At 56.5% G+C, this 25,751-nt stretch carries 28 protein-coding genes and 1 tRNA gene; 20 read left to right on the top strand and 9 right to left on the bottom strand.

Annotated elements, in window-relative coordinates; genetic code table 11:
- Positions 1-212 precede the first annotated feature (212 nt).
- Positions 213-1,034: a 3-methyl-2-oxobutanoate hydroxymethyltransferase gene (gene panB / locus NBV64_RS17830; protein WP_009456821.1), complete on the top strand. Its 822-nt coding sequence runs from the start codon at positions 213-215 to the stop codon at positions 1,032-1,034.
- A 64-nt stretch (positions 1,035-1,098) separates the two neighbouring features.
- Positions 1,099-2,064 carry a LysR family transcriptional regulator gene (locus NBV64_RS17825; protein ID WP_009456820.1) on the top strand — a complete coding sequence of 322 codons (966 nt, stop codon included), beginning with the start codon at positions 1,099-1,101 and terminating at the stop codon, positions 2,062-2,064.
- Positions 2,065-2,127: 63 nt separating this feature from the next.
- Here the strand turns inward: NBV64_RS17825 and NBV64_RS17820 are convergent, their stop codons facing one another.
- Genes NBV64_RS17820 through NBV64_RS17805 form a run of 4 tightly spaced genes read right to left on the bottom strand, consistent with a single transcriptional unit; the run spans position 2,128 to position 4,481 of the window.
- A complete protein-coding gene (locus NBV64_RS17820) occupies positions 2,128-2,505 on the bottom strand; it encodes a RidA family protein (protein WP_250756269.1) in 378 nt (125 codons plus the stop codon).
- Complete coding sequence (locus NBV64_RS17815; protein WP_250756268.1) at positions 2,505-3,410, bottom strand: alpha/beta hydrolase; 906 nt, start codon at positions 3,408-3,410, stop codon at positions 2,505-2,507. Before NBV64_RS17815 ends, NBV64_RS17820 begins: the two co-directional genes overlap by 1 nt.
- Positions 3,410-4,282 (bottom strand): tryptophan 2,3-dioxygenase, encoded by an 873-nt coding sequence (kynA, locus tag NBV64_RS17810; RefSeq protein WP_021447253.1) that lies wholly within the window; start codon positions 4,280-4,282, stop codon positions 3,410-3,412. Before kynA ends, NBV64_RS17815 begins: the two co-directional genes overlap by 1 nt.
- A 19-nt stretch (positions 4,283-4,301) precedes the next feature.
- Entirely contained in the window at positions 4,302-4,481 is a 180-nt protein-coding gene (locus NBV64_RS17805) for a hypothetical protein (protein ID WP_021447252.1), read from the bottom strand.
- Between the two features lie 114 nt (positions 4,482-4,595).
- Here NBV64_RS17805 and NBV64_RS17800 point away from each other — a divergent pair, with 114 nt between their 5' ends.
- The 13 genes from NBV64_RS17800 (at position 4,596) to NBV64_RS17740 (ending at position 16,688) form a co-directional block, all read left to right on the top strand.
- Complete coding sequence (locus NBV64_RS17800; protein WP_009455426.1) at positions 4,596-5,084, top strand: Lrp/AsnC family transcriptional regulator; 489 nt, start codon at positions 4,596-4,598, stop codon at positions 5,082-5,084.
- Between the two features lie 170 nt (positions 5,085-5,254).
- Positions 5,255-5,947, top strand: coding sequence for a GntR family transcriptional regulator (locus NBV64_RS17795; protein WP_250756267.1), 693 nt, complete (start codon positions 5,255-5,257; stop codon positions 5,945-5,947).
- 35 nt (positions 5,948-5,982) lie between these two features.
- A complete protein-coding gene (gene ilvD, locus NBV64_RS17790; RefSeq protein ID WP_031232959.1) occupies positions 5,983-7,695 on the top strand; it encodes a dihydroxy-acid dehydratase in 1,713 nt (570 codons plus the stop codon).
- 1 nt (position 7,696) lies between these two features.
- Positions 7,697-8,593 carry an NAD(P)-dependent oxidoreductase gene (locus tag NBV64_RS17785; protein ID WP_250756266.1) on the top strand — a complete coding sequence of 299 codons (897 nt, stop codon included), beginning with the start codon at positions 7,697-7,699 and terminating at the stop codon, positions 8,591-8,593.
- A 13-nt stretch (positions 8,594-8,606) separates the two neighbouring features.
- Positions 8,607-9,437 carry a hydroxypyruvate isomerase family protein gene (locus NBV64_RS17780; protein ID WP_250756265.1) on the top strand — a complete coding sequence of 277 codons (831 nt, stop codon included), beginning with the start codon at positions 8,607-8,609 and terminating at the stop codon, positions 9,435-9,437.
- Between the two features lie 3 nt (positions 9,438-9,440).
- The gene (locus tag NBV64_RS17775; RefSeq protein WP_250756264.1) at positions 9,441-10,388 is read left to right on the top strand and encodes an NAD-dependent epimerase/dehydratase family protein; all 948 of its coding nucleotides are present in this window, start codon (positions 9,441-9,443) and stop codon (positions 10,386-10,388) included.
- A 53-nt stretch (positions 10,389-10,441) separates the two neighbouring features.
- Positions 10,442-11,482, top strand: coding sequence for a TRAP transporter substrate-binding protein (locus NBV64_RS17770; RefSeq protein WP_021447249.1), 1,041 nt, complete (start codon positions 10,442-10,444; stop codon positions 11,480-11,482).
- Positions 11,483-11,550: 68 nt separating this feature from the next.
- Positions 11,551-12,054, top strand: a complete 504-nt coding sequence (locus NBV64_RS17765; RefSeq protein WP_235332453.1) for a TRAP transporter small permease — start codon at positions 11,551-11,553, stop codon at positions 12,052-12,054.
- Complete coding sequence (locus NBV64_RS17760) at positions 12,047-13,339, top strand: TRAP transporter large permease (RefSeq protein WP_009455444.1); 1,293 nt, start codon at positions 12,047-12,049, stop codon at positions 13,337-13,339. Before NBV64_RS17765 ends, NBV64_RS17760 begins: the two co-directional genes overlap by 8 nt.
- A gap of 15 nt (positions 13,340-13,354) precedes the next feature.
- The gene (locus NBV64_RS17755; protein WP_009455446.1) at positions 13,355-13,681 is read left to right on the top strand and encodes an NIPSNAP family protein; all 327 of its coding nucleotides are present in this window, start codon (positions 13,355-13,357) and stop codon (positions 13,679-13,681) included.
- On the top strand, positions 13,681-14,631 hold the full coding sequence (locus NBV64_RS17750) for a 2-hydroxyacid dehydrogenase (RefSeq protein WP_250757268.1): 951 nt from the start codon (positions 13,681-13,683) through the stop codon (positions 14,629-14,631). Before NBV64_RS17755 ends, NBV64_RS17750 begins: the two co-directional genes overlap by 1 nt.
- A 466-nt stretch (positions 14,632-15,097) precedes the next feature.
- Positions 15,098-16,231, top strand: a complete 1,134-nt coding sequence (locus NBV64_RS17745) for an alpha-hydroxy acid oxidase (RefSeq protein ID WP_250756263.1) — start codon at positions 15,098-15,100, stop codon at positions 16,229-16,231.
- Between the two features lie 58 nt (positions 16,232-16,289).
- The gene (locus NBV64_RS17740) at positions 16,290-16,688 is read left to right on the top strand and encodes a GFA family protein (protein WP_250756262.1); all 399 of its coding nucleotides are present in this window, start codon (positions 16,290-16,292) and stop codon (positions 16,686-16,688) included.
- A gap of 21 nt (positions 16,689-16,709) precedes the next feature.
- Here the strand turns inward: NBV64_RS17740 and NBV64_RS17735 are convergent, their stop codons facing one another.
- Positions 16,710-17,627 (bottom strand): LysR family transcriptional regulator, encoded by a 918-nt coding sequence (locus NBV64_RS17735; protein ID WP_250756261.1) that lies wholly within the window; start codon positions 17,625-17,627, stop codon positions 16,710-16,712.
- A gap of 163 nt (positions 17,628-17,790) precedes the next feature.
- Between NBV64_RS17735 and NBV64_RS17730 the strand changes: the two genes are divergently transcribed.
- Together NBV64_RS17730 and NBV64_RS17725 are read left to right on the top strand one after the other, a co-directional pair.
- A complete protein-coding gene (locus NBV64_RS17730; protein ID WP_250756260.1) occupies positions 17,791-19,113 on the top strand; it encodes an arylsulfatase in 1,323 nt (440 codons plus the stop codon).
- Positions 19,114-19,135: 22 nt separating this feature from the next.
- The gene (locus NBV64_RS17725; RefSeq protein ID WP_250756259.1) at positions 19,136-20,104 is read left to right on the top strand and encodes a Bug family tripartite tricarboxylate transporter substrate binding protein; all 969 of its coding nucleotides are present in this window, start codon (positions 19,136-19,138) and stop codon (positions 20,102-20,104) included.
- A 324-nt stretch (positions 20,105-20,428) separates the two neighbouring features.
- Here NBV64_RS17725 and NBV64_RS17720 read toward each other — a convergent pair.
- Positions 20,429-20,504: transfer RNA gene (locus NBV64_RS17720), tRNA-Thr, on the bottom strand.
- Positions 20,505-20,751: 247 nt separating this feature from the next.
- Between NBV64_RS17720 and cysP the strand changes: the two genes are divergently transcribed.
- From cysP to cysW, 3 genes are read left to right on the top strand one after another with little or no spacing between them, the layout of a single operon-like run.
- On the top strand, positions 20,752-21,756 hold the full coding sequence (gene cysP / locus NBV64_RS17715) for a thiosulfate ABC transporter substrate-binding protein CysP (protein WP_250756258.1): 1,005 nt from the start codon (positions 20,752-20,754) through the stop codon (positions 21,754-21,756).
- A gap of 3 nt (positions 21,757-21,759) precedes the next feature.
- Entirely contained in the window at positions 21,760-22,650 is an 891-nt protein-coding gene (gene cysT, locus NBV64_RS17710) for a sulfate ABC transporter permease subunit CysT (protein ID WP_051359144.1), read from the top strand.
- Positions 22,647-23,492, top strand: a complete 846-nt coding sequence (cysW, locus tag NBV64_RS17705) for a sulfate ABC transporter permease subunit CysW (protein ID WP_051316283.1) — start codon at positions 22,647-22,649, stop codon at positions 23,490-23,492. The genes cysT and cysW overlap by 4 nt, the downstream gene beginning before the upstream one ends.
- A 220-nt stretch (positions 23,493-23,712) precedes the next feature.
- Here cysW and NBV64_RS17700 read toward each other — a convergent pair whose 3' ends face one another.
- The 3 genes from NBV64_RS17700 to NBV64_RS17690 form a co-directional block, all read right to left on the bottom strand.
- Complete coding sequence (locus NBV64_RS17700; RefSeq protein WP_009455465.1) at positions 23,713-24,138, bottom strand: ClpXP protease specificity-enhancing factor; 426 nt, start codon at positions 24,136-24,138, stop codon at positions 23,713-23,715.
- 6 nt (positions 24,139-24,144) lie between these two features.
- A complete protein-coding gene (locus NBV64_RS17695; protein WP_009455466.1) occupies positions 24,145-24,753 on the bottom strand; it encodes a glutathione S-transferase N-terminal domain-containing protein in 609 nt (202 codons plus the stop codon).
- A gap of 126 nt (positions 24,754-24,879) precedes the next feature.
- Positions 24,880-25,734, bottom strand: a complete 855-nt coding sequence (locus tag NBV64_RS17690; RefSeq protein WP_009455467.1) for a cytochrome c1 — start codon at positions 25,732-25,734, stop codon at positions 24,880-24,882.
- Positions 25,735-25,751 lie beyond the last annotated feature (17 nt).

Raw genomic sequence — 25,751 nt, 5'->3', positions numbered from 1 at the left:
CAGGCGGTGTCAAAGCAAAAGTCCTTTAAAGGACATGAATCCGCATGGGATGGACACGCGAAGCTTGTACGTAGGCAGGAAATTAGCTTATTGTTTTTTGTCCTGCGGCGATTATAGAGGCGTCGACTGGATTTTTTCTTAAGATGTTGCAATCTGCATCATTCATGATCCCATATAAGCTTTAGCTCTATGGGATTCCAGCTGGAGTAAGTATGAGCGTACATACCACGCAGGTCCGCGTTAGCGTACCCGCCTTGATCGCCTGCAAGGGCAAACAAAAAATTGCTTCATTAACAGCCTACATCGCGCCTATCGCACGTATGCTGGACGAGCACCTGGATATGATTCTGGTGGGCGATTCGACCGCTATGGTGGGCTATGCCATGCCCGATACCTTAAGCATTACGGTCGATATGATGGCGGCCCATGCGGCTGCCGTGGTGCGTGCGACTCAACATGCTTGTATTGTCGTGGATATGCCGTTTGGCAGCTATCAGGAATCACCCCAGCAGGCATTTGCCAATGCATCGCGTATGCTCGCCATCAGCGGTGCCCAATCGGTGAAGCTGGAAGGCGGTCAGGCCATGGCTGAAACCACGCGCTTCCTGGTCGAGCGCGGCGTGCCCGTGCTGGCACACGTGGGTTTGATGCCCCAGTACGTCAACACCATGGGCGGTTACAAGGCTCAAGGCATGACAGATGCCGCTGCCCAACGTGTGCTGGAAGACGCTGTGGCTCACGCACAGGCGGGTGCCTGGGGTGTGGTGCTGGAAGGGGTGGCAGAAGGTCTGGGTCGCCGTATTACTGAAACCATCGCCATTCCGACCATCGGTATCGGTGCTTCTCCCGCATGCGATGGCCAGGTTCTGGTCACGGAAGACATTCTGGGTCTGACCAATGGCAAGATCCCCAAATTCGCCAAACCCTACGCGGATGTGGGTGCCTTGATCTCCCAGGCAGCCGGTCAATACGCGGCTGAAGTGCGTGATGGTTCTTTCCCCACGCTGGATCAATGTTTCGGTGTGAAACGCTAGTCCGGCTAACTATTCCGCATTAGAATATTCCGTGTTGATAAATGCGGCATTCACATAGAACGACATGGAAATTCGCCAATTAGAAGCCTTTGCAGCGGTGATGTCTGCTGGCAGTGTTACCGCTGCTGGCAGACTGCTGGACCGCTCTCAGCCAGTGGTTAGCCGCCAGATCCAGGAGCTGGAACAGGAACTGGGCTTCAGGCTTTTTACCCGCACCCGTCCGCAGGTCACCTTGACTGAACAAGGGCGCGAGTTCTATCTGGAAGCCCGGCCCGTGCTGATGAATCTGGAGGTGCTGCAAAGCCGCGCTCTGGAAATCGCCCGTGGGGGCCTGCGACCTCTGCGCATCGTGACTACTCACGCCTTGGCGATTGGCTTGGTGCCGCAAGCGCTGGGCATCATGGAGCAGCACGATCCGGCCTTCAAGCAAAAGCTGATTATTGATACGGTAAAGCCGGAAGAAGTGGTGCAAGCCATTGACGAAGGGAGGGCCGATCTGGCGGTGACCAGTTTGCCGCTGGACATTGATGGTTGCACCTTGCATTGGTCAGGTCAAAGCCCCTGCCTGCTGGGCATGGCCGTCAATCATCCCCTGGCCAAACAGGAACTGGTGCGTCTCAGTGATATTCAGGGCACCCCCCTGATTTCCATCCAGAACCGCCACCGCTTGCGTCATACCCTGGCAACCGCCTTGCTGCGTGCCAGTCCGGAAGCTCCGGAAGATATCCGTCATATCGAGGTTGCTTCGTCGTTGGAAGGCCTGGTTCTGGCTAGCCAGGGTGTAGGCGTGTCCTTGATTGACCCCTTTACCGCCCACGGCCTGCCACTGCCCAACGTCGTGCTGCGCCCGATTGATATCCACGTGCCTTATATGGTCGGTGTGGTGTCCTTGCGATCCCGCGAACTGCGTCCGGATGCGCAGCGCCTGGTCGAAGCCATGCGGCAGTATGTGCTGCAATTCATCCCGCGCTTTGTGCTGGGGGACGACACCGGCTTACCAAGTACGCAAGACCCGTTTGACTCACTGTAATCAACACGCTTGTTGATCAAGGCTCGGGCGGCTTTGCTGGATGCTCGTCCGCCTCTGCAGGCCTTAGGGGATCATCGCGTACGCCAGAACTTCCAGCTTCATGCCCGGCTCCACCAAGGCTGCAACGCCAACACTGGCGCGGTTGGGGAAGGGCGCGGAGAAAAACTCTCTGTACACCTTGTCGATGCTGTCCATGTCGGCAACATCGGTCATGTAGATCAGCACTTGGGTGACATTTTCCAGGCTGCCACCGGCCGCTTGCGTGGCCCGTTGCAGATTGGCAAAGGTCAGGCGAGCTTGCTGCTCGATGCTTCCCGTATCAATGCTGCCGTCCGGCCGGACAGGTCCGTTCACCGTAAACAGCATTTCCCCCTTGGCTTTGACGGCCCAGGAAAACGCTTGCTTCAGGGGTGGCAGCCCGACGTCGACAACTTTTTTCATCACTTGCTCCGAGTAGAGGTGACCGGCAAGGACGCAAAGAGCGCGTGCGTGGCATCGCCCAAGCGGGTGTTGGGACGAGCCTGGTCAAGAATGACATCGAAGTGGTTGCGTGCTGGCATTTCGATGGGGGGCAGATACCGGACACCCAATGCATCCAGCGCATCGGCAAAAGCCTGACTCTGGCGTTTGAACTCCGAGGTTTCGATTTCTCCCCAGCTGATGATGGCGGGCGGAAAGCCCGTCAGATCAAGCAGTTGGGGGCTGATCGCCTGTGCGCTCGCCGTGTCCAGAGACAGTGCCTCATTGATGCTGGTGCCAATCAGGGGCTGCAGGTCGTAAATGCCTGAAACCAGTACCGCCGCTGCGGGTGCCCCTACGGGTAAATCGGCATCATCTTTCCATCCACGCAAGCAGCACATGGCAGCCAGATGCGCGCCAGCAGAACTGCCGGACACGACGAGACGTTGCGGGTCAAAGCCCAGTTCTTCGCCATGTTGATGCAGCCAGCGCAGAGCCTGGCGGCACTCCAGCACCATGTCGTGGACAGAGGCTTGCGGTGCCAAGGTGTAATCAATGGCGGCAAAGGCAATGCCGGCCTCGGTGCAGTTCGGGGCCGAGAATAAAGAGGAAGCCTTGGAAAGCTCCTGCCAGTAGCCGCCATGAATAAACAGCAGCAGCGGCGGGAGGGATTCCGAGTCGTGGGGTGCAGGTAAAAAGAGGTCAAGCTTATGCGCAGCGGCATTGCCATAGGCAAGCTCGGCATGCCGAGCTCCGCTTTGCAAAGCTGCTGCGCTAAGTGTGGCGTAGTCCTCGATGTAGGGCGCGTAGTTCCCGCCTATACAGGAGCTGGGCGAATATTCGCGTTCGCGCTCCTGCGCGGAGAGTAAGTCGTGTGGAGCCTGCATTACAGCGCGGTCCGAACAGTCCAGATTTCAGGGAACAGCACCACATCGAGCATCTTGCGCAGGTAGCTGACGCCGCCTGTGCCGCCCGTGCCGCGTTTGAAGCCGATGACGCGCTCAACAGTCGTGACATGGCGGAAACGCCAAAGACGGAAGGCGTCCTCAATGTCGGTCAGCTTCTCGCCCAGCTGGTATAGATCCCAGTGTGCATGCGGGTCACGGTAGACCTCCAACCATGCAGCTTCCACCTCGGGGCTGGCTTCGTAGGGCTGTGTCCAGTCACGGTCCAGGTGATCGGCGGGAATGGCAAAGCCCTGGCGGGCCAGCAGGCGTAGCGACTCGTCATAGAGCGAGGGGGCACGGTACGCCTTGTCGACCATCTGGAGCAGGTCTGGCCTATGGGCATGGGGCTTGAGCATGGCCGCATTCTTGTTGCCCAGAGCAAATTCAATGCAGCGATACTGCGCGCTTTGAAAACCGCTGGAGCTGGCCAGATAAGGGCGCATCGCCGTGTATTCCGGCGGGGTCATGGTCGAGAGCACGGTCCAGGCACTGACCAGCTGCTCCATGATGCGCGAGACCCGCGCCATCATCTTGAAGGTGTCGGCGTAGCGGTCGGCTGCGATGGCTGCAGTGGCGGCGGTCACTTCATGCAGCATCAGTTTCATCCAGAGTTCGCTGGTCTGGTGCTGGATGATGAACAGCATTTCGTCGTGGGCAGGCGAGAGCGGGTGTTGAGCGCCCAGCACCTCGTCCAGGTGCAAGTAGTCGCCATAGCTCATGGATTGGCTGAAATCCAACTGCGCTTTTTCTTCCGAAACAATGCGCTCTGTCTCGCTGATTCCCTTGTCAGCCGATGCTTTGGAAGCATTCATTTGTTCTGTTCCCGGTACGTTAATAATGATCTGCGCGACCTGTGGAACAGGTCGCGTGGGTCGATAGAAAATCAAAGTCGCGTTGCGCGCCGAGGGGAGTTTGCAATGCATCTTGCCCGAAGGTCTCCATCAGCGGCAGGATGCGGTCACCTGAGTAGGCGGGCATAGGGGTAAAGCTGAAATGGGTCTGTGGTTTCATAATTTCATCCCACTTAAATTTATGCGTTGATCTTATGGATTTAAGGGTCTTGCGCCAAGCTGTTTTTTATAGAAGCATAACTTTTTCTGAAAAACTTAAAAAACGGGTTTTTTTATGCAAATAGAACTGGATCAGGTGGATGGCAGTTTGCTGGCCGAGCTGCAAGGAAACGCCCGGCTGACAACAAGCGAGCTGGCACAAAAAGTGGGCATATCGCAGTCGCCTTGCTGGCGCCGGATTCGACGTATGGAAGAAGCCGGGCTTATTTCAGGCTACCACGCCCGGCTGGATCGGCGTGGCCTGGGTTATGGCGTGGTGGCCTTTGTCAGCATCAGTGTGGACTTTCAAAATGAAGAGCGTTCGGTGCAATTTGTGGAGGCCGTGCGCGATATTCCGGAGGTGGTGATGTGCCACGGCATTGCCGGTCCGGCGGATTTTTTGCTGATGGTCGTGGCCAAGGATCTGGACAGCTATTCGGAATTGTTGCAACGAAAATTGCATCGTTTACCCGGTGTTCGGCAAGCGCAGACCAGTTTTTCCTTGCAGGAATTCAAGGGCCTTAACGCGCTGCCAATCCCAGCAATGGCCGGCTCTGCAGCCTGATCAAGTGCTCTGCAAAAGCTGATGCGCGGCTCGCTCACAAAGCGTGTCGAGTCGCTCATCACGAATCAGGTGGCTAAGGGTTAGCTCTGATTTGTTGTCGTAGAAGTCCGTCCTTAGAATTGATCAAAAATCACAAATCTTTGCTCGAATTCACGTTGTGACGGAATTTAATGAAACATTCAGATGCTGCAAGCACAAGCGCTCCGCTCGAAGCTTTTCAACCCATCGTTCGGCAATCCGTCAACGAAGCGGTCTATCAAGCCCTACGTAACAAGCTGATGCACGGTGAGTACCGTGCGGGCCAAGTGCTTGGCATTCAGTACCTGGCCGATGCGCTGGGCACCAGCACCATGCCCGTGCGCGAAGCATTGCGCCGTCTGGTGGCACAGCAGGGGCTGGAGCCTTTGCCTAACGGCACTACCCGTGTCCCTTTGATTACCAAAGCCTGCCTGAGCGATATTCGCCGCGCCCGTGTTTTGATCGAAGGCACCGTCACCGAATGGGCGGGACCTTTCCTGACTCCGTCCGTGCTGGATCAGCTGGAACAACTGGCGCAAGAAATCACCCAAGAGCGCCGCACGCCCAAAGGCGTGGCCAGCAGTCTGGAAAAAAACCGGATCTTTCATTTCACGATTTACGGAGCTGCTCAGTCTCCCGTCATGCTCGCCATGATCGAGAGCCTGTGGCTGCAGTCGGGCGCTTACTTGCGTGAAACCCGCGAGCAACTGCACAACGAAGACTCTGCCGATCACCTGCACGAATCCACCGTCAAAGCGCTGCGCGCGGGCAATTTTTCCCAGGCGCGCCAATACATTCAGGAAGATGTTTCCTGGATCTTTGATCGCTTGGACCTGGCCGATTAAGTCGATCTCTCAACTACTCATCACCACCAAAGACCATGCTAAAAAAACATAGATCAAAAGCAGTGACCGAGGGCGTGACTCGCACCCCACACCGAGCCTTTCTGCGTGCAACAGGCCTGGACGATGATGATCTGGACCGTTCGATGGTCGCCATCATTGGAACCGCCGGAGACAACACACCCTGTTCCAAATCGCTGGGCCCACAAGCAGACAGCGTGCGCCTGGGTGTAGCCCAAGGTGGTGGCGTACCCGTCATGATGAACACGATTTCCGTGTCCGATGGCACCTCCATGAACCACGCTGGCATGCGCATGAGCCTGGTCTCGCGCGAGATGATTGCCGACAGCATGGAAATAGCCGTGCGTGGCCATGCCTATGACGCTCTGGTTGGTTTGGGCGGTTGCGACAAGACGCTGCCCGGCACCCTGATGGCCATGGCGCGCCTCAATGTCCCTTCGGTTTTCATTTACGGTGGCTCCATGTTGCCGGGCTACTCGCCCGATGGCACTGAAAACACGGTGCTGACTGCCATTGAGGGTGTGGGTCGTTATCAGACTGGGGCGATTTCCCTGGAGCAACTGCACGGCATTGAGCGCACCTGTGCCATGACCGTGGGCTCCTGTCCGGGCCAGTTCACCGCCAATACCATGGGTATGGTGGCAGAGGCTTTGGGCATGTCCTTCCTGGGTTCGTCGACCACCCCGGCGGTTTACAGCCAGCGGCACGCACTGGCTCGCCGAGCCGGTCGCCGCGTGATGGAGATTCTGGAAAACGGGGGTCCTTTGCCGCGTGATCTCATCACCCGCAAGAGCCTCGAAAATGCCGCAGCGGCTGTTGCAGCGACTGGCGGCTCGACCAACGTGGCCTTGCATATCCCTGCCATTGCACACGAAGTGGGCATTCGCTTCACCATGGATGACTTGGCCGAGGTGTTCAACCGCACGCCACTGATTGCCGATTTGCAGCCCGGCGGCCGTTATCTGGCCCGCGATCTGGACGTGATTGGCGGCGTGCCTGTAGTGCTCAAGGCACTGTTGAAAAGCGGCCACCTGCACGGCGATGTATTGACCATTACCGGCGAAACCTTGGCCGAAGCCCTGGAGAGCTTCCCCGATGTGGATGGCCGTATCGTGCGTAGCAGCGATCAGCCCATCCATGCGTCGGGCGGTCTGGTCGTGCTCAAGGGCAATCTGTGCCCCGATGGCGCCTTGCTGAAGATTGCCGGCTTGAAGTCTCTGGTTTTTGAAGGCCGTGCTCGCGTCTTTGAAACCGAGGAAGATTGCATGGCCGTGGTATCCAAGCAGGCCTACGAGACTGGCGATGTACTGATCATCCGCAACGAAGGGCCCAAAGGCGGCCCCGGCATGCGCGAGATGTTAAGCGTTACCGCCGCTATTTACGGCCATGGCAATGGCGAGAAAGTAGCACTGCTGACCGATGGCCGTTTCTCCGGCGCGACACGTGGCATGTGTATTGGCTATGCCAGCCCCGAGGCGGCAGCCGGTGGGAACATCGGCTTGGTGCGCGACGGCGACCGTATCACCATCGATGCCACGCAAAGCAGCATGCAGCTGCATGTGTCCGACGAGGAGCTGGCTGCACGCAGAGAGCAATGGAAACCCTTCGTACGAGATCGTTTGGCTGGCGCGCTGGAGAAGTACGCACGCCTGGTTGGACCGACCAATGAAGGGGCAGTGACTCATTCGGGTGCTGCCGAGTGGCCGCAAGAGCAGCTTGAGGACGTATAAGATGAAACTCGGTTTTTGCGGTTTGGGATTGATGGGTGCTGCCATGGTGCAGCGCCTGCTGAAAGCGGGTCACGAGGTCAAAGTCTGGAATCGCTCCCGGGAAAAGGCCGAGCCGCTGGCAGCGCTCGGCGCGCAGATTGTGGGCACGCCACGTGAAGCGGCTGAAGGCACCGACGGCGTCTTGTTATGCCTGTTTGATGCCAAGGCTGCCGAGGCCGTGGTGTTCGGTGCGGACGGGATTGCTCAGGCTGTGGGCCTTAAATGGCTGGTGGATCATTCCAGTATTGACCCTGAGGCCACACGCAAATTGGCCGCCCGTTTGCTGGAAAGTTGCGGAGCGGACTGGATTGATGCTCCGGTGTCTGGCGGTATTCCAGGTGTGGAGGCCGGTACGCTGGCCATCATGACGGGCGGCAGTGAAACCCATATGGCTGAAGCCGAGGCCGCCATGCGCGCCTATGCCGGCAATATTACGCATATGGGGCCTTCCGGTACCGGGCAGGCGACCAAGCTGTGCAACCAGGCCATCGTGGCGACCTCGATTGCGGCGTTGGCCGAAGCCATTGGCTTTGCCCAGCGCAATAACATCAATGTGGACAAGCTGGCACCCGCGCTGGCGGGCGGTTGGGCGGATTCCAAGCCTTTGCAGATCTTTGCTCCGCGCATGATAGAAGCCCAGGCAAAAAGCATCGGTGCGCTGTCCACCATGCTCAAGGATATCGATACCTTGATCGCCAATGCTCAACAAAGCGGTGCGCCTATGCCGGTTGCGGCCAGCGTGCAGCAAATGTTGCGCGTGGCAAGCGCCATGGGTTTGGGTCAGGCCGAAGTGTCTGCCTTGGTCAGCGTTGTGCTGCCTGAGCAGCGTGATGCCTTCCTTCGCCAGATAGACGCATAAGACAGGCGGCCCCATGCAACTATCCGCTAATCTCAGCTGGTTGTATCGGCATCTGGATTGGAGCGAACGTTTCGAGGCTGCAGCGGCTGACGGTTTTCAGGGCGTCGAGATTTTACTGCCCTATGACTATGCACCCGGCTGGTACGCCAGTCAGTTGCAAGCCGCCAAGCTGGAACTGACACTGATCAATACGCCGATAGGCGAGGGGCAGGGCAGGTTGGGCTGGGCGGCCATTCCCGGCGCACAGGTACAGTTCCAGGAAGCTTTTGATCGCGCCCGTGCTGTGGCACAGGCTACCGGCTGCCGCCGTATCCATGTGATGGCGGGCGATGTCAGCCCCTTCGCGCAGGAAGATTGCCGGGCTGCACTGCTTGGCAATCTGGAACAGGCTTTGGCCTTGGCTGAAGCGGATGATCTGGTGCTGACGCTGGAAGCGCTCAACCGCAGCGATATGGCCGGGTATTTCTATTATTTGCCCGAGCAGGTCATTGAGGTGCTCCAGCATTTCAATTCCCCGCGCCTGCGTCTGCAGTTTGATTACTACCACTGCGTCAAAGAAAGCCTGGATGTCCCGTCCAGCGTGGCGACCTGTGCTCCCTGGATTGGCTATGTGCAGATCGCGGGTGCCGATGGTCGCTACGAGCCTGATATTGCACAGCATGATTTGCTGGCAGGCGTAGCCGCTTTGCCCGCCTTGGCTTACGACAGTTGGCTGGGTTGCGAGTATCAGCCTCGCGGCTTGCCTTCAGAAGGTTTGGCTTGGTGCCAGCCCTTGCGTGATCGTGGTGTGCTGGCTGCGCCACGTCAGCGTGATGCTGCTTGCATGCAGGCTGCCGGGAGATAAGCCATGAAGCACGTCTTGATTACCGGCGCCAACGGCTACATCGGTCAAGCGCTTGCTCGTGCGGCGGCCAAACTGCTTGAAGCCAAAGAGATTCAAAGCCTGACGCTGACGGATCTGGATTTTGAAGAGCAAGGCTATCACCATCTGCCTGGGCTGCGCTGCATTAGTGGTGACTTGTCCGATAAAGCCGTGCTGGAGGCGGTGCTAAGGCCAGCACCCGACACGGTTTTCCATCTGGCCTCGGTGACCAGTCGGCTGGCTGAAGAGAATTTTGCACTGGGTTTGCGCGTCAATATAGACGGCACGATAGGCTTGTTTGAGCATCTGCGACAGCAAGGCCAGTGTCCCGTTGTGGTGTATGCCAGCAGTATCGGTGTCTTTGGTACGCCACTGCCCCAGCATGTGGATGACAACACGCCCGTCGCACCCACTTTAAGTTACGGGACGCAGAAGCGGATGGTGGAACTGCTGCTTGCCGATTACAGCCGCCGGGGTTTTCTGGATGGCCGCTCGGTTCGCTTGCCTACTGTGGTTGCCCGCCCCATGACTGCTGAAACAGCCTTGTCTTCATTTGCCAGCTCTTTGATCCATGCCTTGGCTGCTGGAAGCACTTACGAGTGCCCCATCGGCCCCCAAGGCTGGATCTGGCTGCTTTCCTTGCCCGCCTGTGTGCGGCACCTTCTGACAACAGCGAGCCTGGAAGCCGCTCGCTTGCCCGCTAGCCGAGTGTGGAATCTTCCCGCCCAGCGTCTTCAGGTGGCAGACCTGGTACAGGCTGCCAAATCCCGCTATGGCCGGGAGGCCGATGCGGGATTGAGCTTTCAGTCCAACCCTCAGTTTGACCAGCAGTTTGCCCAGTGGCCGCCTTTGACAACGGCAATCGCCACGCAGTTGGGTATGCACCATGACGGCGATGCCGAAACCTTGATTGAGCAGGCCCTTGTCTCCTGACGGGCCTGGCTAACTATACCTATAACGATCTACCACCAAAAAAGGATTTCCCCATGAAGAACCGATGGATTTCTCGCCTGTTGGGTATGGCCTTAACCAGCCTGGCAGTGGCAGCTGGTCCCGCAAAAGCGGACAAGCCTGTGGAGCTGACTTTCTCTGCCTGGATTCCGCAAACGCATGTGCTGGTGGCGAACTTCATGAAGCCCTGGGCCAAAGAGGTGGAGCAGGCCACTGAAGGGCGCGTCAAGATCAACTTTCTGACCAAGGCCGTGACCAACCCGGTTGGGCACCTGGATGCGGTACGCAATGGGATTGTGGATCTGGCCTTTATTTCCTACTCCTATTACCCCGGCAATTTTGATTTGATGAAGTTTGCCATGCTGCCGTTCTCGGGCAATAGCGCCGAGTCTACTTCGCTGGCGGCCTGGGACATCTATAGCAAGTACCTGCAAGATGCCAAAGAGCATCGCGGTATCAAATTGCTAGGCATTTATGGTCATGGCCCAGGCAGCGTCTACACCACTGACAAGCAGGTACAGAACATTGCCGACTTCGAGGGCCTGAAGCTGCGCATTGGTGGTGGCATGCAGGCCGACTTGTCCAAGGCCCTGAAGGTGAACGCGGTTGTGAAGCCCGCCTCCGAATCGTATGAGCTGCTGAGCACTGGCGTGGTGGACGGCGTGCTGTTCCCGCCCGAGTCTGTGGCCTCTTTCCGCCTGGATACGGTGGTCAAGCACGCCACGGTTTTTCCCGGTGGCCTCTATGCGGATCTGCACGGCATCATCATGAACCCGAGCGCCTTTGATCGTTTGTCTGAAAAAGACCGCGAGATTCTGATGAGCCTGTCCGGTGAGCATATTGCTCGCCTGGGCGGCAAGGCCTGGGGGGATGCAGACGTGGCCGCCATGAAGATCCTGGAAGAGCACAAGGTGCAGTTTCACCCTGCCAGCGATGAGCTGATCGCCGCCGTTAAAGAGCGCACGGCATCCTTCGAGCAGGCATGGCTGGATGCCGCCAAGGCCAAGGGCATAGACGGGCCTGCTGTACTGGCCGAGTTCCGTGCCGACCTGAAGCAGCGGGAAAGCGCGAATTGATCAGCACACGCAGACTGTCTTGAACCTGCTGTGCGCCTCGTGCGCCAGCAGTCCCGGAGCTACAAAGCATGAACTCCATTCTCTCTTTATTAAGAGCGGGTCTTCGACGTTTGACCGAGTTATGCATGGTCTCGCTGGCCTTGCTGACTCTGGCTGATGTATTAGGGCGCTACATTTTCAACGTATCGGTCATGGGGGCGGTAGAGCTGACCGAAATATTGATGGTAGGTGTCATTTTCTGCGGCATCGTGTTTGCCACCATGGAGCGTGAACACGTTGTTGTTGATTTAGTGCCTATTCCGGGTGGGGAGAAGGGTGTCCGTGTAGTCCATGTCACCAGCCACCTGCTGGCTGCTGGAATCAGTGCCTTGCTGGCCATGGTCAGCTGGACACAAGCCGAGTCGGCGGCCGAATACCTGGATCAGACCACTTTGCTGGGGCTGCCATTGGCTCCGGTTGTTTATTTCATGAGCATCATGCTGTTCGTCAACACCATCGTGGAGCTGGCTCAGCTTCGCCGGGATCTGAACGCAGACACCGCCCATCTGGAAGAAGAGGCACAGAATGACTGAAGCACTGATTGGCTTTGCAGCCATGCTCCTCTTGATCTTCCTGCGGGTACCGGTGGCGTTTTCCATGGCCCTGGTGGGCTTTATTGGCGTTGGCATCATGCGCAATTGGCCCTCTGCCTATGCCATGACCGGCTCGGTCGTGCGTGAAAGCGGTTTTCAGTACTTGCTGTCCGTACTGCCGCTGTTCATCTTGATGGGTAATTTCATTACTCAAGCCAAGTTGTCCAAAGAACTGTATGCCGCGGCGTATGCCTTCCTGGGCCATCGTAAAGGCGGTTTGGCCATGTCTACGGTGGTGGCCTGTGGTGGCTTTGGTGCGGTGTGTGGCTCCAGCCTGGCAACAGCGGCCACCATGTCCAAGGTGGCTTATCCGGAAATGCGCAGACTGGGCTATAGCCGTGCGCTGGCTTCCGGTTCCATCGCTGCCGGTGGCACGCTGGGCATTCTGATTCCGCCCTCTATTGTCATGGTGGTCTATGCCATCTTGACCGAGCAAAGCATAGGCAAGATGTTTGCTGCCGGTATTTTGCCAGGCCTGCTGGCCATTATTTTCTATCTTCTGGCGGTGCGCTGGACGATCTGGCGTGACCCCAATGCGGGCCCTCCCGGCGAGCGCATGAGCTGGAAAGAGCGTTTGCTTGCGTTGCGCGATGTCTGGGGCGTGCTGGTGCTGTTCATCATCGTCATGGGCGGTATTTACGGCGGGATCTTCAGTTCTACCGAAGCGGCGGGGATTGGTGCGTGTGGTGCCTTCCTGTTCGCGCTGTTGCGTGGCCGTTTGACCTGGCAAGTGCTTTCCAACGTGCTGGTCGAGTCGGCGCGTACCACGGGGATGCTGTTCATGGTGCTGATCGGAGCCTTGCTGTTTTCCAGCTTCATCAACTTCACCTCCATGCCTGGCGATTTGCAGGATTGGGTGCAACAGTTCGATATGAGCCCGATCGTGGTGATTCTGCTGATTTGCGCGATTTACATCGTGCTGGGCAGTGTGTTGGAAAGTATGTCCATGGTCTTGCTGACCGTGCCTATTTTCTACCCCTTGGTGCAGCACCTGGGCTTTGACCTGATCTGGTTCGGCATCATCGTGGTGGTGGTTACGGAAATCAGCTTCATCACCCCGCCCGTGGGCATGAACGTGATGGTCCTGAAAAGCCTGCTGCCCGACGTGAAGATGAGCACGCTGTATCGGGGTGTGACTCCCTTCGTGGTAGCCGATGTTTTCCGCCTGGCCGTGCTTTTGGCCTTCCCGGTCATCTCACTGCTTTTGCCCAAATACCTTGGATAAAAACGGAATCGCAATATGATTATCGACCAAAGAACCTACACCATTCCCACCGGCCTGCTGCGCGATTTCCTGTCCTTGTATGCGACGGAAGGACGTGCCGTACAGATTGAGCATCTGGGCCCCTGCCACGGTTACTACACCACGGAAGTGGGCGAGTTGAATCAGGTGGTGCACCTGTGGGCATACGAAGATATGGCTGACCGAGAGGCCCGTCGTAATGCCTTGGAGGCTGACCCCCGCTGGTTGGCCTATCGCCGTAAAGCCGCCGCTGCGGGGCATGTCATACGCCAGAGCAATGCACTGTTGAAACAAGTCGATTTCGACGTTTTTACGAGCGAATGATGACCATGAGCCAGAAAATTCTTCAAGCCTGCCCCTTGCCATCACCGCTGGCGGGCAAACTGCCCGCCTTGTGCCCGGTCGAAACCCTGAGCGATGCGCCTGATCAAGCGGCGTTCTTGCGTGAGCACGGAGCTGAATTCACGGTGCTGATCACCACCGGAACGCAGGGTGCAGACAAGGCACTGATTGATGCCTTGCCAAACCTGAAAGCGATTTGTAGCTTGGGCGTTGGCTACGATGCCATCGACCTGGATGCCGTCCGTGCGCGTGGGGTGATGCTGAGCAATACGCCGGATGTTCTCAACGATTGTGTGGCCGACTTGGCTATTGGTTTGTTGATCGATGTGGTGCGTGGCATTTCGGCCTCTGACCGTCATGTCCGGCGTGGCGACTGGCCGCGTGTCGGCCCGACCATGCCCAGCACTCGGGTCAGTGGCAAGCGCCTGGGCATGTTAGGCATGGGCCGAGTAGGCCAGGCGATTGCACGTCGCGCGATCGGCTTTGATATGGAAATCCGCTATCACACACGCAGTGCGAAGCCCCAATTGCCTTGGCGGCACGAACCTTCATTGCTGGCTTTGGCGCAATGGTGCGATTTCCTTATTGTCGCTTGCCCAGGCAGCCCAGAAACGTATCATCTGGTGTCTGCCCAGGTCTTGAAAGCTCTCGGGCCCAACGGCTACCTTATCAACGTCGCTCGTGGGTCTGTGGTGGATGAAAAAGCATTGGTGGCGGCCCTTGAGAATGGCCAATTAGGCGGCGCCGGGCTGGATGTGTTCGAGAACGAACCCGATGTGCCTGCCGCGTTGCTGAGTAACGAGCGGGTAGTAGTGCTACCCCATGTAGGGAGCGCAACCCGTGAAACCCGAGCCGCCATGTGCGAACTGGTGGTGAAGAATGTGGAGCGTTTCGTTACGCAAGGCAGTCTTGTGACGCCGGTTAGATTGTAAAGACTGCCTCAGGAATAATGCAGCGGTTTCAAGCTTCTGGCTTGAACCGCTGTTTCTTTCTGAGCAAGTGTTAGCCAGTATTGTCTGGTTTGCAAAGTGTTGAGTACTTGTTAAGCACCAGGTTACGAAGTTGCCCTATTTATAGGGTTGGAATAACGGCTCTGTTTTCGACTGACGACCAAGTGCTGAATCTGGAGATGGGTCGTATTAGTGAGAAGTCCGTGAAGAGCAGGAGTTAGCTAGCCAAGGTGTCGGTGTATCTTTTTGGTCGACCCTTGTACGATCCACCGTTTGCCCGTCGTCAGATTGGTCGCCTGTTCTTGCCAAAACTTTCTCCTTTGGCTGAGCAGAAACAGACGTGTTTTCTTTGCATGGAGCGGTGCTTTCAACTATATACTTGATGCTTAAACAATTAAATTGAATCGGGTCTTGAACGCCCGGCATCAGGTGGGAGACAGCTTGCATCATGCGGCTCAATATTCAGGATTTTCAGTTAGCGGCTCAAAGTAGCCTGCCACGCTTTGTCTATGATTATGTCGCAGGCGGGGCGGAGGATGAGCTTTGTCTGGCACGCAATCAGGCAGATTTGCAGGCTCTGACTTTATCGCCACGTAGTCTGCGTGATACGTCGGCGGTATCAACAGAAATAGAGGTCTTTGGACGCCGATGGGCTGCGCCTTTTGGTGTCGCTCCCGTTGGCTTGATCGATGTCGTGCGTCCACGTGGGGATCTGCACGCGGCGCGTGCCGCAGGCAAGGCGGGCTTGCCGTACATTTTGTCCACCGCCTCCAATAGCCCTTTGGAACAAGTGCGTGAGGCCTGTGAAGGCCCATGCTGGATGCAGTTGTATGTGATGCAAGACAGAGGCATGGCCAACTCCATTCTGGATCGCGCCCGCCAAGCCGGGTTCGAGGCCTTGGTTTTGACCGTCGATGTGCCTGTAGGCGGCTATAGAGAAAAGGACATACGCCATGGCTTCAAACTGCCGTTCCGTCCAGGCCCCCGCTTATTGCTGGATATGGCTTCGCAGCCGCGCTGGTTGTGGCGCCAAGCCTGGGCGGGACAGCCCCAGTTCGTCAACTTGATGCCTACAGAAGGGGCCAGTTCAGCCCAGGCGCAAGCGGCCTTGCTGGCACGGAGTATGGACCGTCGTCTGGTGTGGGATGATGTTTCCTGGCTACGTTCCAAGTGGGACGGTCCGTTGCTGGTCAAAGGTGTGCTCCATTCTGAAGATGCACGTCAGGCCTTGCATTACGGTGTCGATGGGCTGATTGTGTCCAATCACGGTGGCCGACAACTGGACTGTGCTCCTTCAACAATCAGCGTTCTCCCGCACATCATGGAGATCATCCAAACGCAGATGCCGGTGTTTATCGATAGCGGCTTTCGGCGTGGTGCCGATGTCGCCAAAGCCATCGCTTGTGGGGCGACGGGTGCATTCCTGGGACGTGCTGTCGCTTACGGTTTGGCACAAGGTGGCGAGCAGGGTGTCTCTGACGTGTTGGGCTTGGTCGCTCAGGAGCTGGAGCGGACGATGGTCCTGCTAGGGGCTGCATGTCCGGAGGATCTGGCCCAATGTCTTGTATGCTCTATCGAGTAAGGTATCCGACGCCCGCTGCAATCCGCGGCGAGAAATTTACTCTTCGGAGGTATGGCTTGTGAAAGGAAGCTGTCTTTGCCAAGGCGTGGTCTTTGAGATTACTGGCTCCATTACGAACCTGCTCTATTGCCATTGCAGCATGTGTCGCAAGTCGCATGGGTCTGCGTTCAGGGCGCGGGGCAAGGTCAAGACCCAGGAGTTTCATTGGCGTTGCGGTCAGGAGCTGCTGCGGTTTTATGAGTCATCGCCAGGAGAGCGCCGGGGTTTTTGCTCCCAGTGCGGATCAAATATTCTGACTAAATTCGATCAAAAACCAGAAGAGCTGGGCTTGGCGTTAGGGGTGTTGGACGATGACCCGGGTCTGCGGCCCACTTGTCACGTTTTCGTGGGCTCAAAAGCCTCGTGGCATGAGATTGGGGATGACTTGCCCCAATATGAGGGATGGGCACCCAGTTAGATGGTGCTGTCTCTCAAATGCCTATAGTCGTTTGTGTGGAACGGTTTGCAAGAGCGTCAGCAGGTCGAGCATCAGAGCGCTGCATGGGGAATCAAGACGATGGATGGCCAGCCATCGACGTTGCAAGCTCAACTCGTTAAGCGGCAGTTTTTCCAGGCGATCTTGGGCTTTTCGCAAAATCTGCGTCGGAATAAAACACAGCAGATCCGTATGGGCCAAGATGTCGATGACAGCTTCGATATTGTGTTGAATTTCAAGTATGACCTTAGGGGGAGCCAGCCCCAGGGAGTGATGGCAAGATTCGATGTGATCTCTGGCCTTGTCCCCCCGGCTGGGCAACGCCCAACCGTAGGCCAGTGTCTGTGCAAGGTCAATGGGCTGGCGCGATTGCTGGATCGCCAGCGCCAAAGGGTGGCCGATCCGTGCAGCCACTACGAGTTCATCGCTGCCCAAGTCAGTCTGGTGGGTGATCTGCGCGATGGGATCGTAGTTCGGGATGATGATGAGATCGAGCGCGCCATTGTCCAGCTTGAGCGTTAACTGGGCTGACTTGTCCACATCGAGCTTGACGCGTAAACCGGGGCGACGGCGAATCAGTGTTGCGATAGCTTGGGGAATGATACTGGCCGAGGTTGCCAGTGTCAGGCCTATGCGAACCAGACCAATATGCCCTGCTTGGATATCGTTAGCGGCGCGTTGCAAGTCCAGATGCTGCTGGACTAGTCTGCGAGCGGGCGGCAGAAACTGCAGTCCTTCTACCGTCAATACGACGCCGTGATTGCTGCGATGAAACAGAGGCGTACCCACTGCGGCCTCCAGACGTCGGATGATTTTAGTGACCGCTGGTTGCGTCAATTGTAAGGCGTCTGCCGCGCGGCTGAATTGACCATGATCCACGACGGCCAGAAAGCAAGCAAGATCGTTGTATGAATAGGCCATGACAGACTTGAAAGTGTATGTACAGGGTTTCGCCCCTGTCAGCGCGGCTGCCTCGGGGAAATTTCAGTATGCCTTATTGTCATGTATTTTTCACTCTTTGGTTATGGAGAAGAATAGTGATTTAGATAAAGTTTTTACTTCAATAATATAAGGAGACAAACTGATGACACAGCCTAATATTGTCTTGATCATGGCCGACAACCTTGGGTGGGGGGAGCTGGGGTGCTATGGAGGCGGAGCCTTACGTGGCGCCCCAACGCCGCGCATTGATGCACTGGCAAAGCAAGGCATTTTGCTGCACAACTACAATGTTGAAAGTGATTGCGTGCCGACGCGCTCGGCACTGATGACAGGGCGCCATCCTATCCGCACCGGTGCCTTGCAATCAGTGCCGGCCGGATTACCGCAGGGTATTAGTCGCCGGGAAATCACACTGGCACAATTGCTGTCGGGCCAAGGGTATGCGACTGCCCATTTTGGCAAATGGCATTTGGGCGATGTGGCTGGCCGCTATCCGTCAGATCGCGGCTTTGACGAATGGTACGGCATCCCTAGAACAACGGACGAAAGTCAGTTCACGGCCACCATCGGCTACGATCCCTCGGTGGCGCCTTTGCCGCATATCATGCAGGGCAAGGTAGGCGAGTCGTCCATCCAAGTGAAAGAATATGATCTGGCGGCACGCCGCCAGATCGATGCAGAACTGGTGGCACACTCCCTGGATTTCATGGCACGCAATCATGCACAGGGCACGCCTTTTTTCCTGTATCTCCCTTTGGTTCACTTGCACTTTCCGACCTTGGCGCATCCGGATTTTGTCGGGCGTACCGGTCAGGGAGAGTTTGCCGACTCCATGGCGGAAATGGATTTTCGTGTCGGCCAAGTGATCGATCAGGTAGACAGGTTGGGTATTGCCGAGAACACACTGCTTATTTTCTGCAGCGATAACGGCCCCGAGTTTCGTCAACCCTACCGCGGCACGGCTGGGCCCTGGCGTGGAACGTATCACACTGCAATGGAGGGTAGTCTGCGCGTGCCGTTCATTGCCCGTTGGCCCGGCAAGATCGCTGCGGATATCGTCAGCAACGAGATCGTGCATGTCACGGACATTTACACCACGTTAGCCCACGTTGCAGGCGCCGCTATTCCACAGGATCGGCCGATAGACGGGGTTAACCAGCTTGATTTTTTGTGCGGCAAGCAAAGTAAGTCCGCTCGCGAGGGTTTTCTGTTTTACATCAAGGACACGTTGCGGGCCGTGAAGTGGCGGGAATGGAAGCTGCATTTCTACTGGGAGCCCGAAGTCAATGAAAGTAAAGGCAAACTCGAGTCTCCCTATTTGTTCAATTTGATCCGAGATCCTAAGGAAGAGCACGACGTATCGGTTTTTAACACTTGGGCATTCAATCCGATCTTGCGCATGGTCAAACAGTTCAACGACAGCTGTGTGCAGTATCCCAACACCCGTCCCGGTACGGACGATTGATCGGGCGATCAAGGAGTCATTCATGAGAAAAAGCATTCAAAGATGGACTCTGGCTGCGACAATCGCCACGGGGGTGGTCTCTCAGGCGCTGGCCAATGAACAGCTTGCCTGGCCTCAGGCAAAGCCGATTACGTGGGTGGTGGGGTTCGTCGCAGGCGGAAGCATAGATGCGTTAACACGCCAAGTTGCTCGCCGGCTGGAGGACGAGTTAGGACAGACCATCGTTGTTGAAAATCGGCCTGGCGCTGCCGGAGCGATTGCGCTATTGCATGTCAGCAAGGCGGCACCCGATGGCTATACGTTGATCACGATCCCCGGCCCCGCCTTGTCCGCGCGCCCCCTGCCCGAAGTGGGACGCGATATGGCAGCGGTCGCCGTGCTGGCGCGTGGGCCTATGGCTCTGGTGGGACCCGTATCCACTGCTCAGCCAGACCTGGCTTCGTTGTTACAAGCTGTGAAAGCTAATCCGGATCAATGGAGTTATGCCACCTCCGGCTTGGGCTCCTCCCAGCATCTGGCCGGCGAGCTTTTGAGCCACCTGACAGGCGCCAAGATGACCCACATCCCTTACAAAGGGGGCGGGCAGGCGATCTCCGACGTAGTCGGTAACCAAGTGCCCTTAGGAATGCTGGGTGTGGCACCGTTGCTACCCCAAATCCAAGAGGGGCGCTTGAAGGTCTATGCGGTGACTTCAAGCGTTCGATTGGCGAGCTTGCCCGACGTGCTAACTATGCAGGAGGCGGGCGTGGCGAGATACGAAGCAACGCAATGGTATGGTGTGCTTGCACCTAAAGGATTGGCAGATGACACCTTGCAGGTGCTCAATGCCAAGATCAACGAAATCATGTCCTCGGACGAGCTTAAGCCCACCCTGGAGACTGCCGGTGCGGTTACCAGTGCCCTGAGCCCTTCGCAGGCAGAGGCGTTTATCAAGCAGGACAATGAGGCCTGGAAAAAACTTGCCCAAGACGTGAAGTTGGAGCTGGAGTAAGGAAGTTGCCCCTTGCCAAGTAGCCAAAGTCCGGTTGCTGGCAATGGGGGTAAGACCGCTGCATTTGGTAGAGATCAAAAAACGGTCAAACTTCACGGCGTTCGCGATCGGCCATCTTTGACGTTAATATTCAACATTGGCGCCAGGGCTCAGGTAGACCCAAGTGAAATGCGTTTTCGCTGGCCAAAGGAAAAGGCCCGACAGTGCCAAGAGTAGGGTGATGGGGCGCGGGTCAATATGGCCCCGAGCTCGATTAGCCAGATAGATAAAGCAGCAAAAAACAAAACGCCAAGCTTTTGAAAGCTTGGCGTTTTGTTTTATTCGTGGTGCCGGCTAAAGGAGTTGAACCCTCGACCTTCGCATTACAAGTGCGCTGCTCTACCAACTGAGCTAAGCCGGCGAATTGATGATTATAGCCGGAATTTTTGAGAAGAAGCAATCACCAGAAAAATAGTGCTGTTGCCCAAGACTCACAGGCTCGGCCAGTAAGTAGGTTCTGGTTATAAGAGCATGATGAAAATGTCGTTTTAAATGCCTTTTCCCCTACCCATAATCTGATCTATCCAAGCTGCGCTTATATAGATAGCACGCGATTGAACATCAGTGACGGGCTCCGAAGGCCGCGTCCGGGACCTTTGGGGAACACCATGAAATTGAAGTCTGTTGTTGGCTCTGCCTTGTTGTTGGCGTCTTTGCTGGGTGGCACGGCCAGTGCCCAAGTTTCTTTGCTAAACGCCTCGTTTGACGTGGCGCGCGAGACCTTTGCGGCGATCAATCCCAAGTTTGTTGAACACTGGAAAGCGACGACTGGTGAAGACATCAAGATTGACCAGTCGTTTGCAGGCACCTCCCGTCAGGCCCAGGACATTATTCAGGGCAAGAAAGTAGACACTGTCACCTTCAACCAGGTTACTGATATTGAATTCCTGGCCGAGCGCGGCGCGGTGGCCAAGGACTGGGCCAGCAAGTTCCCGAACAACAGCTCGCCTTACTACAGCACCATCGCTTTTCTGGTGCGCAAGGGCAATCCCAAGAACATCAAGTCCTGGGACGATCTTGTGCGTGACGATGTGAAGCTGGTGTTCCCGAACCCCAAGACCTCGGGTAATGCCCGCTACACCTATTTGGCGTCCTGGTTGTACGCCAATGAGGCTTTCGGCGGTGACGAAGCCAAGATCAAGGAGTTTGTCGGCAAGGTGCTGGGGAATGTAGAAAGCTTCCCCACAGGTGGTCGTGGTGCGACCGTGGCGTTTGCCCAGAATGGTCAGGGCGACGTTTTGCTGACCTTTGAATCCGAAGTGATCAATATTGCTGCCAGCGACGAGTTCAAGGGCAGCGAGCTGGAAGTGGTGGTGCCCCCTGTCAGCGTATTGGCCGAGTTCCCGGTAGCCGTGGTGGACCGTGTGGTCGACCAGAAAGGCACTCGCAAGGAAGCAACCGAATATCTGAAGTTCCAGTACACCCCCGAGATTCAGCGCCTGCTGGCTGGTTTCAACTACCGTGTGACGGATCCTGCCGTGGCCAAGGAGTTCGAGTCCAAGTACGCGTCGGTCAAGCTGATCAATCCTACTGATGTTCTGGGTTCCTGGACTGACATCCAGAGCCGCCACTTTGCTGCTAACGGGGTGTTGGACCAGTTGCTGGCCAAGTAATTCATGAGTCGTACTCTTGTGGGCGGGGCGCAGGATTCCGGGGCGAAGGCTGCGCTAAAGCCCATCTTCTTTCTGCGCCGCCCCGTCATGCCGGGTTTTGGACTGAGCTTTGGCTTTAGCGTCCTGTACCTGTCCATTATTGTGCTGCTGCCTTTGTCGGCCTTGTTCATGTACGTCAGTGACATGAGTCTGGCCGATTACTGGCGTGCGGTGACTGATAAACGCGTTGTCAGCAGTTATCAGGTCACGATCAGTGCCGCTTTTTACTCCACTGTGATTGCCAGTGTGGTGGGCTTCATCATTGCCTGGATTATCACGCGCTTTGAGTTTCCGGGGCGCCGTCTGATTGATGCTTTAGTGGACCTGCCGTTTGCCTTGCCAACGTCGGTAGCAGGTTTGACCTTGGCGACGCTATTTGTGCCTGGTGGCTGGTTTGGCCAGTTTCTGCCGGAGGGTTGGAAGGTTGCTTATCAATACCCCGGTATTGTTTTGGCCATGACGTTCACCAGTTTGCCCTTTGTGGTGCGTATCGTGCAGCCCGTGATTGAAGAGCTGGGTGCCGAGTATGAAGAGGTTGCCCACACCTTGGGTGCCAGTGGCTGGCAGACCTTCAGCAAGGTGGTGTTCCCACCGCTGATTCCTGCTCTGGTGACTGGAGCGTCTCAAGCTTTTATTCGTAGCCTGGGTGAGTTTGGCGCAGTCATCATGATTGCGGGCAATATTCCCTTCAAAACTGAAGTGTCGTCCCTGATGATTTTTGTGCGGCTGCAAGAGTTCAATTACCCGGCCGCTGCCGCGATTGCCTCGGTGATCTTGATCGCATCCTTGCTGCTCTTGTTCACCTTGCAGATGGTGCAGAATCGTCTATTAGGCTGGCAGCGGAGGGCACCATGAGAAAAACACCTAAAAGCACGGCAGACCGCCTGATTTTGGCCTTGGGCATTGTGTTGGTGCTGGGGCTGCTGGTAGTCCCCTTGGTACTGATTTTCTCCAAAGCCTTGGGCGATGGTTTGCCTGCCTTGTGGAGCAATCTGCAAGAGGACTATATGCTGCATGCCATCGGGTTGACTCTGTTTGTGGCGGTGCTGACGGTGCCCCTGAATATGGTCTTTGGCATCTTGCTGGCCTGGTGTCTGACGCATTACCAGTTCCGTGGTCGTCGTCTGCTAAGTACCTTGGTGGATTTGCCTTACGCGGTCTCTCCGGTGGTGGCGGGCCTGTGTTACCTGGTGGTCTACGGTGTGGAGTCGTCCCTGGGGCAATGGCTAAGCGCGCGTGATATTCAGTTGATGTTCGCCTGGCCGGGTATCTTGATGGTCACTATCTTTGTGACGACGCCTTATGTGGCTCGTATCCTGATTCCCATCATGCAGGCTCAGGGCTCGGATGCACAGGCGGCGGCTCTAAGTCTGGGCGCCAATGGCTGGCAGATCTTCTGGCATGTGACGCTGCCGGATATCAAATGGGCCTTGCTCTATGGCGTGGTGTTGACCAATGCCCGTGCGATTGGGGAGTTTGGGGCCGTGTCCGTGGTGTCGGGCACCATCATGAATCAGACTTTGACCTTGTCCTTGCTGGTGGATCAGCTGAACAACGATAACAAGGCTGCAGCGGCCTTTACAGCGGCTGCGCTGCTGGCGGTATTCGCGATTGTGTCTGTGATGCTCAAGAGTCTGCTGGAGTGGCGTGTGGCGGCTGGACGTCGCCGTAATCAAGCGGAGGCAGTACAAGGGTAGATGGTGGGCTGGAGGTTCGGGAAATATTTTCAGTGGCGTTAGGTGGCTGAGTATTCCCTGAGGTGGTTTAAGCAGCTGATACTGATCTGCCAAGCCAAGCCAAGCCAAGCCAAGCCAAGCCAAGCCAAGCTAAAGCCAAAGCTAGGGTGAATGCCGAGCTTGGAACCCAAATAAATAGAGCCCCATGCGGGGCTCTATTTTTGTCTGCGTCGAACGCGCCTTATTTGACGATCTTCAGGTGCGAGACCTTGTCAGCGTCTTTCTTGGCAGCGGGAGCTTCCGGTGCAGCTTCAGGAGCGGCGTCCGGTGTGTCACCTTCTGCGTAAGGCTCGGACTCCACCACCTCAAAACCCATACCAGCGCCTGTTTCGCGTGCGTAAATGGCCGATACAGCTGCCACGGGTACGAAAATGTCTTCCGTGACGCCGCCAAAGCGGGCCTGGAATTCAATGTAGTCGTTGCCCAGGATCAGGCCATTGGTGGCCAGATGTCCGATATTCAGGGTGATTTGTCCATCCTGAATATGGCCGCGTGGAACAACCGTGTTGGCGTCTACCGTGACCACGATGTGTGGGGTGTATCCGTGGTCGGAACACCATTCATGTAGAGCGCGCAGCAGGTAAGGCTTGGTCGAGGTTTCTTGCATAGTGGATTAGCGACGCATGACTTTTTCGGAAGGAGTCAGTGCTTCAATGTAAGCAGGACGCGAGAACACGCGCTCGGCGTACTTTTGCACAGGAGCAGCGCTCTTGGGCAGTTCGATACCGTAGTGGTCCAGGCGCCAGAGCAGGGGAGCGATCGCCACGTCCAGCATGGAGAACTCTTCGCCCAGCATGTACTTGTTCTTCAGCAAGATGGGAGCCAGCTGCGACAGGTGGTTGCGGATTTGTTGACGGGCCAGTTCTTGTGCCTTGGCATCTGCGTTGCGGCGGTCTTCCAGGGCGGCCACGTGCACAAACAGTTCCTTTTCGAAGTTGTACAGGAACAGGCGTGTGCGGGCGCGCATGGTGGGGTCCGCAGGCATCAGCTGAGGATGCGGGAAACGCTCATCAATGTATTCATTGATGATGTTCGATTCGTACAAGATCAGGTCACGTTCTACCAGGATCGGCACCTGTCCGTAGGGGTTCATGACGGCGATATCTTCAGGCTTGTTGTACAAGTCGATGTCGCGGATCTCGAAATCCATGCCTTTTTCAAACAACACGAAACGGCAGCGCTGTGAGAATGGGCAAGTTGTTCCAGAGTAGAGCACCATCATGGTAGGAGATTCCAGTCGTAGAAATAAAAACAAGAGCCTCACGGCTCAGAATTTAAAACCCTGCAAGGGGTTTTAACAATAAAAAGCCGGGCAGGCTAGTTAGGCCTGCCCGTCTAGCATAGCGTTTTACTTGATGTCTTTCCAGAAAACGCTGTTCAGGCGCCATGCAACGGCAAAGAACAAGAGCAGGAACAGGATCACGCCCACGCCAATTTTCTTGCGCTCCAGCTGCACAGGCTCGGCCATCCAGTCCATGAAGTTGGCCAGGTCGGCCACGTCGCTGTCGTATTTGGCAGCAGCCTTGGCGTTAACAGGCTCAAGCTTGACGGTGTCAGTAGCGTGACCGGTGTAATCGGCCAATACTTCTTTCTTGACGTCGGAGAAACCGGCTGGATCGTAAGTAGCCGTGGTCTTGACCCATTCCTTGCTGCCATCGTCCTTGGCTTCCTGGGCCACGGTCGTGCGGTGCAAGGTGACGCCACCTTGGCGCTCCCACATGGCGTGAGGCATACCCACGCTTGGGAAGACCAGGTTATCCCAGCCGGTTGGGCGGGATGCGTCACGGTAGAAAGTGCGCAAGTAGGTGTAGATGTAGTCCGCGCCGCTAGGGCCCAGGTTGGTGGACTTGGCACGCGCAATCACGGACAGGTCCGGAGGAGCAGCGCCAAACCACTTCTTGCCCATTTCAGGGGTCATGGCGATCTTCATCAGATCACCCACCTTGTCCGAGGAGAACAGCAAGTTTTTCTTGATGTCCTCTTCGGTCAGGCCGATGTCTGTCAGCTTGTTGTAGCGCATGGAGTTGGCGCTATGACAGTTCAGACAGTAGTTCACAAACAGTTTTGCGCCATTTTGCAACGCCGCCATGTCATTCATGCGGTCGGGCGCGCGCTCCAGGGCATAGCCACCTTCGGCGGCACCAGCCACCGTGCAGGTAAGGGACAAGGCCAGAGCGCCAAGCAGTTTCTTAATCATGGTCATTCCGTTTCGTGTTGGGG

This window comes from Alcaligenes sp. DN25 (assembly GCF_023674485.1).
Classification (GTDB): Bacteria; Pseudomonadota; Gammaproteobacteria; order Burkholderiales; family Burkholderiaceae_B; genus Alcaligenes; species Alcaligenes phenolicus.
This window is presented reverse-complemented; position numbering and strand designations above follow the sequence as displayed.

Bases quoted from the DNA above. Each gene is read 5' to 3' on its own strand.
- panB (WP_009456821.1), top strand. From the start codon at position 213: ATGAGCGTACATACCACGCAGGTCCGCGTTAGCGTACCCGCCTTGATC.
- NBV64_RS17825 (WP_009456820.1), top strand. From the start codon at position 1,099: ATGGAAATTCGCCAATTAGAAGCCTTTGCAGCGGTGATGTCTGCTGGC.
- NBV64_RS17820 (WP_250756269.1), bottom strand. From the start codon at position 2,505: ATGAAAAAAGTTGTCGACGTCGGGCTGCCACCCCTGAAGCAAGCGTTT.
- NBV64_RS17815 (WP_250756268.1), bottom strand. From the start codon at position 3,410: ATGCAGGCTCCACACGACTTACTCTCCGCGCAGGAGCGCGAACGCGAA.
- kynA (WP_021447253.1), bottom strand. From the start codon at position 4,282: ATGAATGCTTCCAAAGCATCGGCTGACAAGGGAATCAGCGAGACAGAG.
- NBV64_RS17805 (WP_021447252.1), bottom strand. From the start codon at position 4,481: ATGAAACCACAGACCCATTTCAGCTTTACCCCTATGCCCGCCTACTCA.
- NBV64_RS17800 (WP_009455426.1), top strand. From the start codon at position 4,596: ATGCAAATAGAACTGGATCAGGTGGATGGCAGTTTGCTGGCCGAGCTG.
- NBV64_RS17795 (WP_250756267.1), top strand. From the start codon at position 5,255: ATGAAACATTCAGATGCTGCAAGCACAAGCGCTCCGCTCGAAGCTTTT.
- ilvD (WP_031232959.1), top strand. From the start codon at position 5,983: ATGCTAAAAAAACATAGATCAAAAGCAGTGACCGAGGGCGTGACTCGC.
- NBV64_RS17785 (WP_250756266.1), top strand. From the start codon at position 7,697: ATGAAACTCGGTTTTTGCGGTTTGGGATTGATGGGTGCTGCCATGGTG.
- NBV64_RS17780 (WP_250756265.1), top strand. From the start codon at position 8,607: ATGCAACTATCCGCTAATCTCAGCTGGTTGTATCGGCATCTGGATTGG.
- NBV64_RS17775 (WP_250756264.1), top strand. From the start codon at position 9,441: ATGAAGCACGTCTTGATTACCGGCGCCAACGGCTACATCGGTCAAGCG.
- NBV64_RS17770 (WP_021447249.1), top strand. From the start codon at position 10,442: ATGAAGAACCGATGGATTTCTCGCCTGTTGGGTATGGCCTTAACCAGC.
- NBV64_RS17765 (WP_235332453.1), top strand. From the start codon at position 11,551: ATGAACTCCATTCTCTCTTTATTAAGAGCGGGTCTTCGACGTTTGACC.
- NBV64_RS17760 (WP_009455444.1), top strand. From the start codon at position 12,047: ATGACTGAAGCACTGATTGGCTTTGCAGCCATGCTCCTCTTGATCTTC.
- NBV64_RS17755 (WP_009455446.1), top strand. From the start codon at position 13,355: ATGATTATCGACCAAAGAACCTACACCATTCCCACCGGCCTGCTGCGC.
- NBV64_RS17750 (WP_250757268.1), top strand. From the start codon at position 13,681: ATGACCATGAGCCAGAAAATTCTTCAAGCCTGCCCCTTGCCATCACCG.
- NBV64_RS17745 (WP_250756263.1), top strand. From the start codon at position 15,098: ATGCGGCTCAATATTCAGGATTTTCAGTTAGCGGCTCAAAGTAGCCTG.
- NBV64_RS17735 (WP_250756261.1), bottom strand. From the start codon at position 17,627: ATGGCCTATTCATACAACGATCTTGCTTGCTTTCTGGCCGTCGTGGAT.
- NBV64_RS17730 (WP_250756260.1), top strand. From the start codon at position 17,791: ATGACACAGCCTAATATTGTCTTGATCATGGCCGACAACCTTGGGTGG.
- NBV64_RS17725 (WP_250756259.1), top strand. From the start codon at position 19,136: ATGAGAAAAAGCATTCAAAGATGGACTCTGGCTGCGACAATCGCCACG.
- cysP (WP_250756258.1), top strand. From the start codon at position 20,752: ATGAAATTGAAGTCTGTTGTTGGCTCTGCCTTGTTGTTGGCGTCTTTG.
- cysT (WP_051359144.1), top strand. From the start codon at position 21,760: ATGAGTCGTACTCTTGTGGGCGGGGCGCAGGATTCCGGGGCGAAGGCT.
- cysW (WP_051316283.1), top strand. From the start codon at position 22,647: ATGAGAAAAACACCTAAAAGCACGGCAGACCGCCTGATTTTGGCCTTG.
- NBV64_RS17700 (WP_009455465.1), bottom strand. From the start codon at position 24,138: ATGCAAGAAACCTCGACCAAGCCTTACCTGCTGCGCGCTCTACATGAA.
- NBV64_RS17695 (WP_009455466.1), bottom strand. From the start codon at position 24,753: ATGATGGTGCTCTACTCTGGAACAACTTGCCCATTCTCACAGCGCTGC.
- NBV64_RS17690 (WP_009455467.1), bottom strand. From the start codon at position 25,734: ATGACCATGATTAAGAAACTGCTTGGCGCTCTGGCCTTGTCCCTTACC.